The organism is Neobacillus sp. BF23-41 (assembly GCF_041106275.1).
The window spans coordinates 110,391-124,121 of the sequence record NZ_JBGBPR010000010.1 but is presented as its reverse complement, the minus strand read 5'-3'; the positions used below and the strand labels follow the sequence as shown (position 1 = coordinate 124,121).

The 13,731-nt window shown below is 38.5% G+C and carries 11 protein-coding genes and 1 pseudogene; 8 read left to right on the top strand and 4 right to left on the bottom strand.

The features are described 5' to 3' along the window. Positions 1 to 83: 83 nt before the first annotated feature. From AB7942_RS16505 to AB7942_RS16495, 3 genes are all read left to right on the top strand, one after another. Entirely contained in the window at positions 84 to 1,661 is a 1,578-nt protein-coding gene (locus AB7942_RS16505; RefSeq protein ID WP_369447701.1) for a glutathione ABC transporter substrate-binding protein, read from the top strand. Between the two features lie 95 nt (positions 1,662 to 1,756). Then, positions 1,757 to 2,995, top strand: a complete 1,239-nt coding sequence (locus AB7942_RS16500) for an amidohydrolase family protein (RefSeq protein WP_369447700.1) — start codon at positions 1,757 to 1,759, stop codon at positions 2,993 to 2,995. Between the two features lie 21 nt (positions 2,996 to 3,016). After that, positions 3,017 to 4,237 (top strand): amidohydrolase, encoded by a 1,221-nt coding sequence (locus tag AB7942_RS16495; RefSeq protein WP_369447699.1) that lies wholly within the window; start codon positions 3,017 to 3,019, stop codon positions 4,235 to 4,237. A gap of 185 nt (positions 4,238 to 4,422) precedes the next feature. On the opposite strand, the pseudogene AB7942_RS30555 reads toward AB7942_RS16495, so the two are convergent. Beyond that, a pseudogene (locus tag AB7942_RS30555) lies at positions 4,423 to 4,521 on the bottom strand (DUF2935 domain-containing protein); the annotation flags it as partial. Between the two features lie 205 nt (positions 4,522 to 4,726). Between AB7942_RS30555 and AB7942_RS16485 the strand changes: the two are divergent. The 4 genes from AB7942_RS16485 to galE all read left to right on the top strand — a co-directional run bounded on the left by AB7942_RS16485 (position 4,727) and on the right by galE (position 9,444). Beyond that, positions 4,727 to 5,920 carry a nucleoside transporter C-terminal domain-containing protein gene (locus tag AB7942_RS16485; RefSeq protein WP_335399639.1) on the top strand — a complete coding sequence of 398 codons (1,194 nt, stop codon included), beginning with the start codon at positions 4,727 to 4,729 and terminating at the stop codon, positions 5,918 to 5,920. 379 nt (positions 5,921 to 6,299) lie between these two features. After that, positions 6,300 to 7,112 (top strand): UTP--glucose-1-phosphate uridylyltransferase, encoded by an 813-nt coding sequence (locus AB7942_RS16480; RefSeq protein ID WP_369447698.1) that lies wholly within the window; start codon positions 6,300 to 6,302, stop codon positions 7,110 to 7,112. Between the two features lie 6 nt (positions 7,113 to 7,118). Continuing rightward, positions 7,119 to 8,396 carry a UDP-glucose dehydrogenase family protein gene (locus AB7942_RS16475; RefSeq protein WP_369447697.1) on the top strand — a complete coding sequence of 426 codons (1,278 nt, stop codon included), beginning with the start codon at positions 7,119 to 7,121 and terminating at the stop codon, positions 8,394 to 8,396. A gap of 58 nt (positions 8,397 to 8,454) precedes the next feature. Beyond that, positions 8,455 to 9,444: a UDP-glucose 4-epimerase GalE gene (galE, locus tag AB7942_RS16470; protein WP_369447696.1), complete on the top strand. Its 990-nt coding sequence runs from the start codon at positions 8,455 to 8,457 to the stop codon at positions 9,442 to 9,444. Between the two features lie 31 nt (positions 9,445 to 9,475). Here galE and AB7942_RS16465 read toward each other — a convergent pair whose 3' ends face one another. After that, on the bottom strand, positions 9,476 to 10,552 hold the full coding sequence (locus AB7942_RS16465) for a glycosyltransferase family 61 protein (RefSeq protein WP_369447694.1): 1,077 nt from the start codon (positions 10,550 to 10,552) through the stop codon (positions 9,476 to 9,478). 308 nt (positions 10,553 to 10,860) lie between these two features. On the opposite strand from AB7942_RS16465, the gene AB7942_RS16460 reads away from it, so the two are divergent. Then, a complete protein-coding gene (locus tag AB7942_RS16460) occupies positions 10,861 to 11,853 on the top strand; it encodes a glycosyltransferase family 61 protein (RefSeq protein WP_369447692.1) in 993 nt (330 codons plus the stop codon). Positions 11,854 to 11,925: 72 nt separating this feature from the next. On the opposite strand, the gene AB7942_RS16455 is transcribed toward AB7942_RS16460, so the two are convergent. Next, positions 11,926 to 12,681, bottom strand: a complete 756-nt coding sequence (locus AB7942_RS16455; protein ID WP_369447691.1) for a glycosyltransferase family 8 protein — start codon at positions 12,679 to 12,681, stop codon at positions 11,926 to 11,928. Positions 12,682 to 12,684: 3 nt separating this feature from the next. Further along, positions 12,685 to 13,599: a glycosyltransferase family 2 protein gene (locus AB7942_RS16450; RefSeq protein ID WP_369447690.1), complete on the bottom strand. Its 915-nt coding sequence runs from the start codon at positions 13,597 to 13,599 to the stop codon at positions 12,685 to 12,687. Positions 13,600 to 13,731: the final 132 nt, after the last annotated feature.

The window sequence follows — 13,731 nt, the reverse complement described above, 5'->3', positions numbered from 1 at the left end:
AGATATGTACTAGCGGAGGGATGGTGGATACACGAATGAAAGGTCAGAATTTACAAAATAACAAAATAAGGGAGCATAAAAAAATGGAGAAAAAAGGACGCAGTATTAATAGGGGACTACTATTTGTTCTAATCGGCTTAATGATGATTTTTGCTCAAGCTTGTTCTACAAAATCAACTTCTTCAACTGATAAGGCAAGCAAAAAGGAAGCATCCAAACAAGGCGGTACATTAACAGTTGTAAGACTTTCAGATGCTACAAAGCTTGATCCGCATTTTATCACAGATATTCCTTCTGCGAATATCATTTATCAGAAAGTTTATCAGACACTAATTGCACCAGATAAGAACTTCAAAATTCAACCACTGTTAGCGAAAGAATGGAAAGTCGTAAATGACACAACTTGGGAATTTAAATTACAAGAGGGCGTTAAATTCCATGATGGAGCACCATTCAATGCTGAAGCTGTTAAAACAACATTTGATCGTATGTTAGATCCAAAAACAGAATCACCGCAACGCGAGAAGTTCTCAATGATTAAGGAAGTAAAAGTTGTGGATGATTATACAGTTCAATTATTACTTGAATATCCTTATGCTCCACTGCTATCTATTTTAGCCAGCCAAGAAGGTAGTATTATTAGTCCCAAAGCACTTACAGAAAACCCGGATACATTATCACAGCACCCAGTTGGTACAGGTCCATTTGTGTTTGAATCATGGAAGACTGGACAAGAAATTTCATTAAAGAGAAATGAAAACTACTGGGGGAAGAAACCAAATATTGATAGAGTAGTATTCAAAGTCGTTCCTGAAGATGCAACCCGCCTAGCTATGATTGAAACAGGTGAGGCGCATATTAATGACCAAGTGCCTGTAACCGAGATTGAGCGCATTGAAGCTTCTGACAAAATGGGACTCTATCGTACAGAAGGACTAGCTGTTGAATATCTTGGATTTAACACAAAGAAAAAACCATTTGATGATGTAAGAGTTCGTAAGGCAATCAGCCACGGCATTGAAAGAGAAGCAATTATTAAAGGCGTTTATAATAACGTTGGAACCCTTGCCAATGTAGCAATGAGCCCTAAGGTGCTTGGATACAGTGATAAGGTTAAAGCATATGACTATGATTTGAACGAAGCAAAGAAATTGTTAAAAGAAGCTGGCTATGAAAAGGGATTAAATGTCACTTTACTAACAAGTGACCGAAAAGAACGTATTAACATGGCTGAAGTGATGCAATCGCAATTAAAAGGGATTGGAGTAAATGTGAAAATCCAGGTAATGGAATATGGTGCTTATATCGACATGATTGAAAAAGGTGAGCACGATATGGCTATTGGTGGATGGGGAAATGCAACCGGCGACGGAGATTACAACCAGTATAACTTATTCCATTCAGCATCACAGGGAGCTGCAGGGAACCATTTCTACTATAGTAATCCAGATGTAGACAAAATGATTGAATCAGCACGAAAAGAAACAGATGAGCAAAAACGATTAAAGCTATATGAAGATGTAATGCAGAAAGAGATTGACGATGCGGTTTATGTTCCAATCCGAAATTATGAACATTTGGCTGCCTATAGTAAAAATGTAAGTGGTTTTTGGTTAAATGCTGCCAACTATCTAATGATTGATGATGTAGTAATTAAATAAGTGACTTTATGAAGAAATGAATAGTGTTCAAGGAGGAAAAGTACTTTTGTGAAAAAAGTACTTTTCCTAGTTCAATAACTTAGGAGGGAATAGGAATGACAATTTTTTGGTTAACGAATGTCCGCTTAGAAAAAGGTTTCATTTATGAAAATGATCGAATTGTCGCAACCAAGACAGAAATTTGCCACTTGAAAATTGAAGGCGATAAAATTACTGAAATTACAAATGAAATTCCTAATACAAAGGTTAAGCAGCATGATGCTCATGGTCAGCTATTGCTGCCATCCTTAAGGGATATGCATATTCATATCGATAAAACCTATTATGGTGGACCATGGAAAGCATGTACGCCCATCACAAAAGGCATTTTTACCAGATTAGAAGAAGAAAAAGAACTGCTGCCAAAGCTCCTGCCGACAGCCCAAGAGCGTGCAGAGAAAATGATTGAACTATTTATTAAAAACGGCCATACCCATATTCGCACCCATTGTAATGTTGACCCAGTGATTGGACTTAAAAATCTTGAGGTAACCGTCAATGCATTGAAAAAATATGAGGATGTTCTTACCTATGAGATTGTTGCCTTTCCACAGCACGGTTTATTAAAAAGTGACTCAGTTCAGCTCATTCGTGATGCGATGAAGAATGGCGCGACATTAGTTGGAGGCGTCGACCCTGCGACTGTGGATCGGAACATTGAAAAATCTTTAAACACTATTTTTGATATTGCTGTTGAAAACAATAAGGGCGTAGATATTCATTTACATGATCCGAATACATTAGGAGCATTTACATTTGAACGCATGGCTTATTATACGAAGGAATCTGGACTTAAAGGTAGAGCCACGATTAGCCATGGGATTGCATTAGGTGACCTGGATGGTGAGGAACTTAATGAAATCACTGCTATTCTAAAAGAACAAGAGATGGATGTTACCACCACTGTTCCTATAAATCGGGCGACAATTCCGATACCAACTCTTGATAAATTAGGGATTCAAGTATCTGTTGGACATGACAGTATTACAGACCACTGGTCTCCATTTGGAACTGGAAACTCGATCCAAAAGCTAGGGGTTCTTGCTGAAAGATTCCGCATGAGTGATGAATATTCATTATCAACTGCCCTAAAATACGGAACTGGCGGTGTAACACCACTGAATGAAAAAGGTGAGCGTGTCTGGCCAAAGGTTGGCGATGATGCAACGATGATGCTAGTAAAGGCAACTTGTTCAGCAGAAGCAGTCGCAAGAAGAGCACCGGTAGAAGCATTGTTTTTCAAAGGGAAAAAGGTTGAAAGTAAACTAGAAGACACAGACCTAGTGCGTGTTTAAACTTATAAAGGAGGAGAAAGAATGACTACCTCATATTGGTTGACGAATGTTCGGTTAGAGACAGGCTATGTACAAGATGAAAAAGGAGTCTATGAAACAAAGACAGAGCTTTTCCATTTGAAAATTCAGGGTGGGAAAATTGCTGAAAAGCAAAAGCTGCGTTATAACATTCCATCGGGCGAGTATACTGTGGACGGAAAATGTTGTTTGGCGTTACCTACCTTTAAAGAAATGCACAACCATTTGGATAAAACCTATCTTTCACTTGATTGGAAGGCTCCTATACCTGCAAAAAATTTGAAGGACCGATTACGTATGGAGGCAATGGAACTTGAGGAATTGGCGCCAACAACAAAACAGCGTGCAAGTACCATGATTGACTTACTGCTTTCACATGGGTCCACACACATCCGCACCCATGTAAATATTGACCCTTATATTGGTTTGAAAAATTTAGAAGGCGTAAAAACAGCATTGGAGGATTACACTGATAAGCTAACCTATGAGATTGTTGCCTTCCCGCAGCATGGATTATTAACTGAAAATGTCATTCCACTTATGAAAGAGGCAATGAGATCAGGTGCCCAATTAGTTGGTGGGTTAGACCCAGCTGGAATTGACCGCAATATCGAAAAATCACTCTATGAAGTGATGAATCTAGCAACAGAATTTGATGCAGATGTAGATATCCATTTGCATGACAGCGGCCATGTTGGTTTTTATACGGTAGATAAATTGACAGAAATGGTAGAAGCAGCGAAATGGCACAATCGCGTGGCTGTAAGCCATGCATTCAGTCTAGGAGAAGTACCAGTTCCACAACAGGAAGAAATCGCTGATAAATTGAGCAAGTTAGGAATTTCGGTTATGTCTACGATTCCAATTACAAAAACTCTGCCTCCAATTGATTTATTAGATCGAAGGGGAGTAAACGTGTATTTAGGGTGTGATGGTTTCTATGACTCTTGGGGGCCATATGGAACAGGGGATGTTTTAGAAAAGGTAACCCGATATAGTGAGCTGTACCGGAAAAGTGACGAACGTGCATTAGCTCAGACACTAAAGTATGCTACTGGGGGACCTACCCCATTAACGAAAGACGGTGAAGTAACCTGGCCTCTGGTAGGCGATGAAGCAAATTTTGTTCTTGTAAATGCATCGTGTTCTGCTGAAGCAGTTGCTAGAACACCAAAGCGCGAAGCAGTTATTTTTAAAGGAAAAGTTGTATTTGGACAACTGTAAACATTGTTTTTAAGAACTTAATAGTTTAGGAAGAGAAGTCTTTCACATTTGGATTATCCGTAACTCAAAAAACATCTATAAAATTAACAGTGCAATTCGCAAATGAATTAGCACTGTTTTTTACAGATAAAAAGATTTAATTTATATTGATGAACTAAATGGGTTATTAAAATCGCTTACTGATTTTTACATTGCTCAATTAAATCACGCGCCGTTTTCTTGAAGTCCCGAAGAGATGAGACCGACACACGATTTTGATCTAGGAATTGATCTAAAAGAGGAATTTCATTTAATGATCGGTCAACAAACAATCCAGATGTAACACCCGTATCAGGGTGTAATAAGGCTTCATCACTATTCATTCCCACCCTCCCCCAGAATATACTACGTTCGTTCTATTCTCCGGCTTTACTCTTCAACAAACAAAGTTGACGACTTTTTCTATACAAATAAACATTTTGGGAATAATAAACCAAAGGAGTTGATAACTTGTATTTTTTGTTTAATGTACTTGGAGTATTAGTAATGCTCGTTCTTATTTATTTTTGCTCGCCTAATAAAAGAAAGGTTAAATGGAAATCGATTTTGACGTTGTTGGTTGTTGAATTAGCCATCACCTGGTTTATGTTATCGACGAAAATCGGGTCATGGATTATTAATAAAATAGCATCGTTTTTTAACTGGTTAATTGCTTGTGCGAACGAAGGGACTTCATTTGTATTCCCATCCGTGATGGCGAACGAGCATGTGGATTTCTTTTTTAGTGCGTTAATGCCAATTATTTTCATTATTACATTCTTTGATATTTTAACGTACTTCGGAATCTTAACATGGATTATTGATAAAGTGGGCTGGCTCATTTCAAAAGTATCTGGATTGCCAAAGCTAGAGAGTTTCTTTTCGATCCAGATGATGTTTCTTGGAAATACAGAAGCCCTGGCTGTTATCCGTCAGCAGTTGACCGTATTAAAGGAACATCGCCTGCTAACGTTTGGAATCATGAGTATGAGCAGCATCAGCGGTTCGATTATTGGGGCTTACTTAACAATGGTTCCAGCGACATATGTATTTGTGGCGATTCCGTTGAATTGCTTGAACGCGCTTTTGATTGCCAACATGCTGAACCCTGTTGAGGTGAGTAAAGAGGAAGATATCGTTTATGTTCCTTCGAAAGAGGAGCGAAAGGATTTCTTTTCCACTATCTCAAACAGTATGCTTGTTGGTGTCAAAATGGTCATTGTCATCATGGCAATGGTAATTGGTTATGTTGCCCTAACCGCCGGTATAAATGGGATTTTAGGATTCGTTGTGAAAGGGTTGACCATCCAAAAAATCTTCTCAATTATCTTTAGCCCATTCGCGTTCTTGCTTGGTTTAGCTGGGGATGATGCCATGTATGTGGCGCAACTGATGGGAATAAAGCTAGCGACCAATGAGTTTGTTGCGATGTTGGACCTAAAAGGCAAGATCAGTGGACTTGCTCCGCATACAGTCGCTGTTGCCGTCACGTTCTTAACTTCCTTTGCAAACTTTAGTACAGTCGGGATGATTTATGGAACGTTTAATTCGATCCTTAGTGAGGAAAAATCAAGTATCATTGGAAAAAATGTCTGGAAGCTGTTGGTCAGTGGAGTGGGAGTATCTTTATTAAGTGCGATGATTGTTGGATTATTTGTTTGGTAAAAGAGCGGAAAGTATGGTAGTGGATATTAATGGTAATAAACTGGAACTAGTTGTTGGCGATATTATATTGCAAAGGAAAGATGCTATTGTATGCAGCAAATGGTTCCCTTTTAGGCGGAGGTGGAGTCGATTGAGCAATCCACCGAGCTGCAGGTAATTAATTATTACGTGAATGCAAGGAATTCGGAATGAAGTGATAAACGGTAATTATTTGAAAAGTAGAATCCATTAGTAATCCGGTTCCCATTCATGGGGTCGGATTTTTTTTCTTCTGCCACACTTGGAAACCTTCCCATTTTACCGCCCTTTCTAGGTGGACAACCTTCCTCCCCTTCCCTTTTGGAATAAATTAATACTAGTTCACTAGGAGGGAAGAGACATGGTAAGGAAAGCAATCATTCCTGCAGCGGGGTATGGAACAAGAACCTTGCCGATCACGAAGGTTTTGCCGAAGGAGATGCTGCCGATATGTGGAAGGCCGGCGCTTGATTTTATAGTGGAGGAAGCGATTAATTCAGGGATCGAGCAAATTCTAATTGTGGTATCAAGATCAAAAAATATGATCCTTGATTATTACGATCGGTCGGTAGAATTAGAGACGTATTTAGAAGAAAGAAATAAGACGCATTTATTAAAGGAAATCAGTCTTCCAAATGTGCATTTTCAATATGTTAGGCAGACCTATGCGCGTGGATTAGGGGAGGCCATCCTTCTTGGCAAGCAATTTGTAGGAAATGAACCTTTTGCCGTCATGCTTCCTGATGAAATTATTCTTCCCAACGAAAAGGAACCGTTAAGACAATTAATTGATATGTTCACCGAAGTTAAGGGAAATATCGTCGGGGTTAAAAAAATGGATCCGTCCCAGTTAAAGAATTATGGAGTGATTCAACCAGAACTATTCAAAAACACACAATATAAAATTAAAGATATTGTCGAAAAGCCGCAAGAATCACCTCCATCGGATTTAGCTGTGATTGGCAGGTATATTTTTAATCCAATCATATTCTCCTATCTTGAAAACGTGAAACCGGGTGTAGGTGGTGAGATTCAATTAACTGATGCGATTAAAGCAATGGCGAAAGAATATACAAGCTTTGGGTTGGAGGTAGAAGGCAAGTGCTTTGACATAGCCAAAATGTCCGAGTATGTCGACCTCATTAATTATATTTGGGATTCAAAGGAGGGGTAAGAACCAATGAAAATCTTAATAATTGGAACAGGATATGTGGGAACCACTACAGGACTAATATTTTGCGAACTGGGTCACAAGGTAACCGGCCTTGACCTTGATGAGCAAAAAATCCAAGCTTTGCAGACTGGTAAACTCCATTTCTATGAACCAGGCCTTGAGGCCCTGCTAAAAAAGCATATCGATTCTCATAATATTACTTTTACAAAAGATACAGAAACGGCAATAAAAGAGAATGATCTGATATTCATTTGCGTCGGTACCCCGCAGGGACCTAACGGCAGTGCGGATCTGATCTTTGTGAAAAATGTCGCTGCATCGATCGGTCAGAACATCAACCACTACAAGGTCATCGTTACAAAAAGCACCGTTCCGGTTGGGACCGCAACGCTAATCACGAAGGTAATAGAGGAAAATCAAACAGCCCCGATTCCATTCGATGTTGTCTCTAATCCCGAGTTTCTACGCGAGGGTTCCGCTCTTCAGGATGCACTGAATCCTGATCGAATCGTCATCGGCACAACGAGTGAAACAGCCAGAACAATCATGAGAGAATTATATAAAGACTTCGACTGCCCAATCGTCGAAACGCACCCAAAAGCCTCTGAAATGATTAAGTATGCAGCCAATTCTTTCCTCGCTTTGAAAATTTCCTATATCAATGAGTTAGCAAGAGTTTGTGACAACCTCGCCATAAATGTGAAGGATGTCTCGAACGGAATCGGGCTCGACCACCGGATTAATCCGCATTTCTTAAAAGCAGGATTGGGTTACGGCGGCTCCTGTTTTCCAAAGGATGTCAATGCGTTAATCCAAACAGCTAAGGAACAGGGAAATCCTATATCCATTCTTGAAGCAGTAGTCAAAGTCAACGCGGATCAGCCTGTTTATTTTATTGAAAAAGTAAAACAGGCCCTCGGCAGCGATTTGAAGAATAAGACCATTGCCGTGCTCGGGTTATCCTTTAAAGCGAATACTGATGATACAAGGGAGTCACCTAGTTTCATTTTGATTAATAGATTATTAGAAGAACAAGCAACGATTAAAACACATGATCCGATTGTGAAAATGGGAGCACCCCACCAATTTCCGACGATTGAAGAAACCGTTGCTGGTGCAGATGCGCTCGTCATCTGCACGGATTGGGATGATTATAAGCAACTGGATTGGGAGAGCCTAAAGCCGCTAATGAAGCAACTCTATATTTTTGATGGGAGAAATATGATTGATAAGGAGAAAGTGGAGAAACTAGGGTTCTATTACTTTGGAGTTGCTAATCATTAAAAAAGAGCATTTCTGCATGCTCTTTTTACTCTGACCTAAAAGAAGGAAGGTATCAACTATGATTTTGGTTACAGGTGGAGCCGGTTATATCGGCAGCCATGTCGTCAGGGATCTTGCGGATAGGGGCTATTCCGTTTTAGTTATAGATAATCTAACAACCGGGCATATCGAGGCAGTAGATAAACGGGCCATTTTTATTCAGGGGGATGTGGGAGATCCAAAACTACTCGAACGTATTTTTAAAACGTATTCCATCCAGGCGGTTATGCACTTTGCGGCAAGCTGTCTTGTTGGTGAATCTGTTGTTAATCCCCTTAAATACTATCAAAATAATGTTGTGGAAACCGTTCGCTTACTTCAAAAAATGAATGAATACCATATTAAGCATTTTATCTTTTCCTCGACATGTGCAACATATGGGATACCGAATCAATCCACCATCCATGAAAAGCTGCCAACTAACCCGATTAACCCCTATGGAAAGTCTAAACTAATGGTTGAAACCATGTTAAATAGTAATTCAGATAGCGATGACCTCAATTATATCGCCCTCCGTTATTTTAATGTGGCCGGAGCATATCATTCTGGTGAAATAGGAGAAGATCATGATCCAGAAACACATTTAATTCCCAATATTTTAAGACATTTACAGGGGAAGTCACCCTATATAGAAATTTTTGGGGATGATTACGCGACTCCAGATGGCACGTGCATTCGCGATTATATTCACGTAACCGATTTGTCCGCGGGTCATATTCTAGCATTGGAATATTTATTGAAAAATCAGGGGCAAAAAACGGCGGAAATCTTCAATTTGGGGAATGAACGAGGCGTATCTGTTTTAGAAATGATTAACCTCTGTGAGCAGGTTGCCGGCGCCAAGGCCAATGTAAAAATTCAGCCGCGGCGAAAAGGAGATCCGCCACAGTTAGTGGCATCATCTCAAAAAATACGCGGTGTACTAGGCTGGGCACCAAGATACGATATCAAATCGACCATTGAAACTGCATGGAACTGGCACCAGAAGCATCCTAACGGGTATAACTAAAAAACTATCCACTGTGAAAAGTGGATAGTTTTTAAAGTTTCATACTTCTTATGAAAGCGGCAAACCTGTGGGGGTTAATGGTTATGTTATCTAATCCAGACCATCCTCGATTTTCCTGAATACGATTGAGTCCTCCGTAATGACCAATAAAATAATTATGATTCAATTTTCCAAATGAACTGATTACCCAATAAAGGGGAGTTATATAGGTAGGAGTGAAAATTTCAATCACTTTTGTATCTGGCCTGCAAAAGGTCAAATTTGCAAATCCTGCTCCATGTGCGCCAACAATGACTTCGGCAGTTGAAAAAAGCTGGGCTTGTTCAACGACTGAAAGGGTTTCAAGCTCAACTTTGATAAAGCCATATTGCTTTAATAGATCCCATAAGTCAGACTCATTCGTGATGATTCGAGACCATTTTCTACTAACGTAGATTCGCTTTTTTTCAGTGGAGTTCATGTTATCTTCTTTTAAAAAAGTTTTTCTTAAGAAATCATAGCCCCACTTTGTTGCAAAGGAGGGCTGGGATGGAACAACTAAATGATCAGCTTGAATATGGAATCCATCGTATGTCTTTATTAATTGATCATCCGTTATTCCAAGTTGGTGTAAGGCTTCAGATTGAAAAGGTAAATGGTCAGGTTCTGATTTTATAATAAAACGCTCAACATTTATGCCACTTTGCTGCAGCAAATGAATACGGGGAATCACTTCATACATCCAATGATAATAGTTTCTGCCCACTACATGTGTGAGGTCTGCTATTTGTCCGTAGTGATGTGAAATAGGGGGTAAGGTTTCCTCTTTAAAAATGGAATGATTGGAGCGTGGATGGACAAATTCTAAAGATGCATCCCAGATTAGATGATTATCTGAGGTTACAATCGCTCCATTTAGTCCCCATACGCGTCCATTCGGAATCACTCCGACAGATCCACCTTCTAATTTAGTTGGATAGCGAGTTGGAGGACGTTTCATACGTCTTGAAAAAGAAGTTTCAGGGTAAATTTCTTTAAAAACTGCTCCCTGAGAAACTGATTCGACGTTCGCTTCAATCCAATCCTTTACGAAATTATGGATACCAATAGGCGGCAGTATGTGAGCCAAAAAAATCGCCTCCAATTTTTTAAGAAAATGTTACCTTTATTGGATCATGAAAGAAGAATACATTCTATATTACTATTCCTGTTTAAAGGTTTATGTTACTTAAATTTTTTAAACCTTTATACACCTTAAATAACAATAAAGAATAAATAATATTAAGGAGTAGTCCTACGTTATTGCCAAGACAGAAGAAAAACAAATAAGAATAGGAGTGTTTTTTTTGAATCATATACTGCCGCCGATTGGAATCTTTCATTCTATAAAAGATTGGATTGCTGCAAAGGATGGATCCTTTTTCAAACGGAGTTGATATGAAGAAAATTTACCCTGAAACTCCTGTTTCAAGTAGTATTGACCGTCGTCCTCCTTGTCCTCCTTCATGGTATCCTGGTGAATTTGCGGGTGGTGATGTCGCAGTTATTCCGAATGCGGGTGTATGGGGTGCGAATGGAGCAATCATTACTCCTGATAATCATCTAATTTGGGATGTATCTGTTGAGCGTGTGCATATTATTCCCGAGAATCATTCCATTTTTCAAGAGAAAGCATTGCCAGAGGCTGCTTACATTAAAAAAGCCGCAGACCTAACACATGTTTACAGCGGGAATTATTATCATTGGATGTATGAGGTAATTCCCCGGATTGATTTGCTTCAGCAGAGTGGTCTAACAGTCGATCGGTTTATCGTGAATACTGAATCTGAACAACCTTACCAACCTGAAACCTTACATCAACTTGGAATAGCGGATGATCAATTAATAAAGACACACAGTGGTTTTCATGGTCAAGCTGAAAATTTAATTATTCCTTCTCAACCAGCTTTCCCGACAAAATGGGGATATGATTTTTTACGAAAAGCATTTTTAAGAGACACTATGTTAACATCCTCTGATAGAAAAAGAATCTTCATCAGCAGAAAATGGTCGCGAAAAATCACGAATGAAGAACAAGTAATGAAGGTACTAACCAAATATGGTTTTGTTAAAGTTGATTTGGAATCTCTCTCAGTGGCTGATCAGGTTCAGCTTTTTTCTTCCGCTGAAGTCATCATTGCTGCACACGGAGCAGCCTTAACAAATTTAACCTTCTGTCAGCCTGGGACTAAGGTCCTTGAAATTTTTACTCCAACCTATATTATCCCCCATTATTGGGCGATAAGTTCATTGGGCAATTTGAAGTATGACTACTTTATTGGTCAATTAGGCAGGCATGTTTCTCAGAGTGAAAATAGGTGGACAGGAGGAGATGACATCATCATAAATCTTCCAAAATTTAAAACCCACTTAAAAAGAATGCGCCTATAAATATTCAGGTGAAAAAAGGAAAATCCCGTACACTTGTAAATGACGGGATTTTCTTTGTTTAGTACTATTTATCTACCAGTCTAGTCGATCCCTGTAATAATAATATTCTTCTTTAAGATAGGTCTCACCATTCCAAGGTTTTACATCTGTATTGAAATGAATAATTATTGGGCTAATGTTCAAATGCCCCATCCTAAAGACTTGATAATTCCACTTGTAATCGAGTGGAAACCATTTATTGTATAATATCGCATTGAGGGCATCCTGATCCCACCAAATGATTTTTTTAGGATTTTTATTAATAAAATTAAGGACCTTGTTTGAAATTTTATATTTTCTCCACTTTTTAAGATTCATTAACAGGACACCCGAATTAAAATATTTATAGCCATTCGGCAGTCTTATTCCAGAAAAATCAACAGGGTCCTCTACAGCCCCTAAGAAATGATTCTCCAAATGCTCATTCTCCCATAATTCTCGGAGGTCCCCTTTGATAATCAAATCACTATCTAGATAGATTGCCTTTTTTATTCTCTTATCTAAAAGATCAGGTATAGATATCCGATAAAATGCTTCTCGACTTACATGGCCCCATCCCTTGAAATGTTTATAAATACTCGGGTCCACATTTAAATAGATAGGGGAGGTGTTATAATTTTGGAGGAGGCTATTAATTTTCGATTTATTATCGATGGATAAATTTCCATCGATAATATAGATTTGATAATTGGTTTCAGTCAATTTATTTTCAAATAAGGATAATAGCATGGTTGCTAAATGAACTGCGTAATTATCGTTACTAAGTGCAACTATCGAAATCGGTTTCATTGATCAACCTCCACGTCGTAGTTTATCCATTTCTCTATAGTGAATTGCTAAGGACTCACAATAATTTAATAGGTTGCTTATTGCACTTACTTCATTGTGATATGTGTATTTTAAATCCAATGAATGGCAAAAGGAAAAGTCCATTGGAACATATGTTTCGTTATGCTCTAGAATGGCATCTACACTTAGATTAAAGTTATTCTTTTTAAGTTCCTCAAAGAGCGTATGCCAGTGATAATTATGGCCTTCACTATAGTTATAAGAAGCAAGCGTGTTAATCCACCCCACAGTTATTTTTGATTTTAGATGTTCCAAAGATCGATATGGGAAATGCCCTAATTTTAGGTTTTGTGAAATCTCAACTTTGACATTTCTTTTATCAAATAGTAAATCATGGTTTCCACCTGAAATAGAAGGGGAGAAGGTTTTCCAAATTTTTTTTGAAACGACTACTTTGGGCCAATAATCTTTGATAGGACTTGCATACGTAATTCTTTTCGGTATAAACAACTCGTTTTCATTGAGGTGGATAGGGAAATAAGTATATTCTCTTTCAAGGTAATAAACTTTACTAGTTGATAATTTGTTCACCAATTTTCGCGGGTTTCCAGAATAGTTTGGAGCCGTTAAAAACTCATCCACGTCTAATGGGAAAATAAAATCAGGATCAAATTGGTCGAAAGTATAGTTGATTAACTCCGTAGTTTTTTCTCCCTGAACATACTCCAGTGTATCGTCATGTCGCAAATAAATTGGGAGACCTTCTGATTGTAATTGCTGGATAATATCTAGAGTACGATCCGTACTCCCATTATCTAAGAGGACAATACCATCGAAAATATTAAGATGGTATCGAATATATGATTCAATAATATCTGCCTCATTTTTTATCATGCCTACACAATATACCTTTCTCATATCAATCTCCTTCACCTTCATTCATTCAATGGTCCTTTTAGTTTATTCACTCGATTTCTTTTCGTGTAGACGGATTCCAGATTTTTTTATCATGCATATGATAAATCAAATTGTTTATCGGGGGTGTCGTGT

Bases quoted from the DNA above. Each gene is read 5' to 3' on its own strand.
- AB7942_RS16505 (WP_369447701.1), top strand. From the start codon at position 84: ATGGAGAAAAAAGGACGCAGTATTAATAGGGGACTACTATTTGTTCTA.
- AB7942_RS16500 (WP_369447700.1), top strand. From the start codon at position 1,757: ATGACAATTTTTTGGTTAACGAATGTCCGCTTAGAAAAAGGTTTCATT.
- AB7942_RS16495 (WP_369447699.1), top strand. From the start codon at position 3,017: ATGACTACCTCATATTGGTTGACGAATGTTCGGTTAGAGACAGGCTAT.
- AB7942_RS16480 (WP_369447698.1), top strand. From the start codon at position 6,300: ATGGTAAGGAAAGCAATCATTCCTGCAGCGGGGTATGGAACAAGAACC.
- AB7942_RS16475 (WP_369447697.1), top strand. From the start codon at position 7,119: ATGAAAATCTTAATAATTGGAACAGGATATGTGGGAACCACTACAGGA.
- galE (WP_369447696.1), top strand. From the start codon at position 8,455: ATGATTTTGGTTACAGGTGGAGCCGGTTATATCGGCAGCCATGTCGTC.
- AB7942_RS16460 (WP_369447692.1), top strand. From the start codon at position 10,861: ATGAAGAAAATTTACCCTGAAACTCCTGTTTCAAGTAGTATTGACCGT.
- AB7942_RS16455 (WP_369447691.1), bottom strand. From the start codon at position 12,681: ATGAAACCGATTTCGATAGTTGCACTTAGTAACGATAATTACGCAGTT.
- AB7942_RS16450 (WP_369447690.1), bottom strand. From the start codon at position 13,599: ATGAGAAAGGTATATTGTGTAGGCATGATAAAAAATGAGGCAGATATT.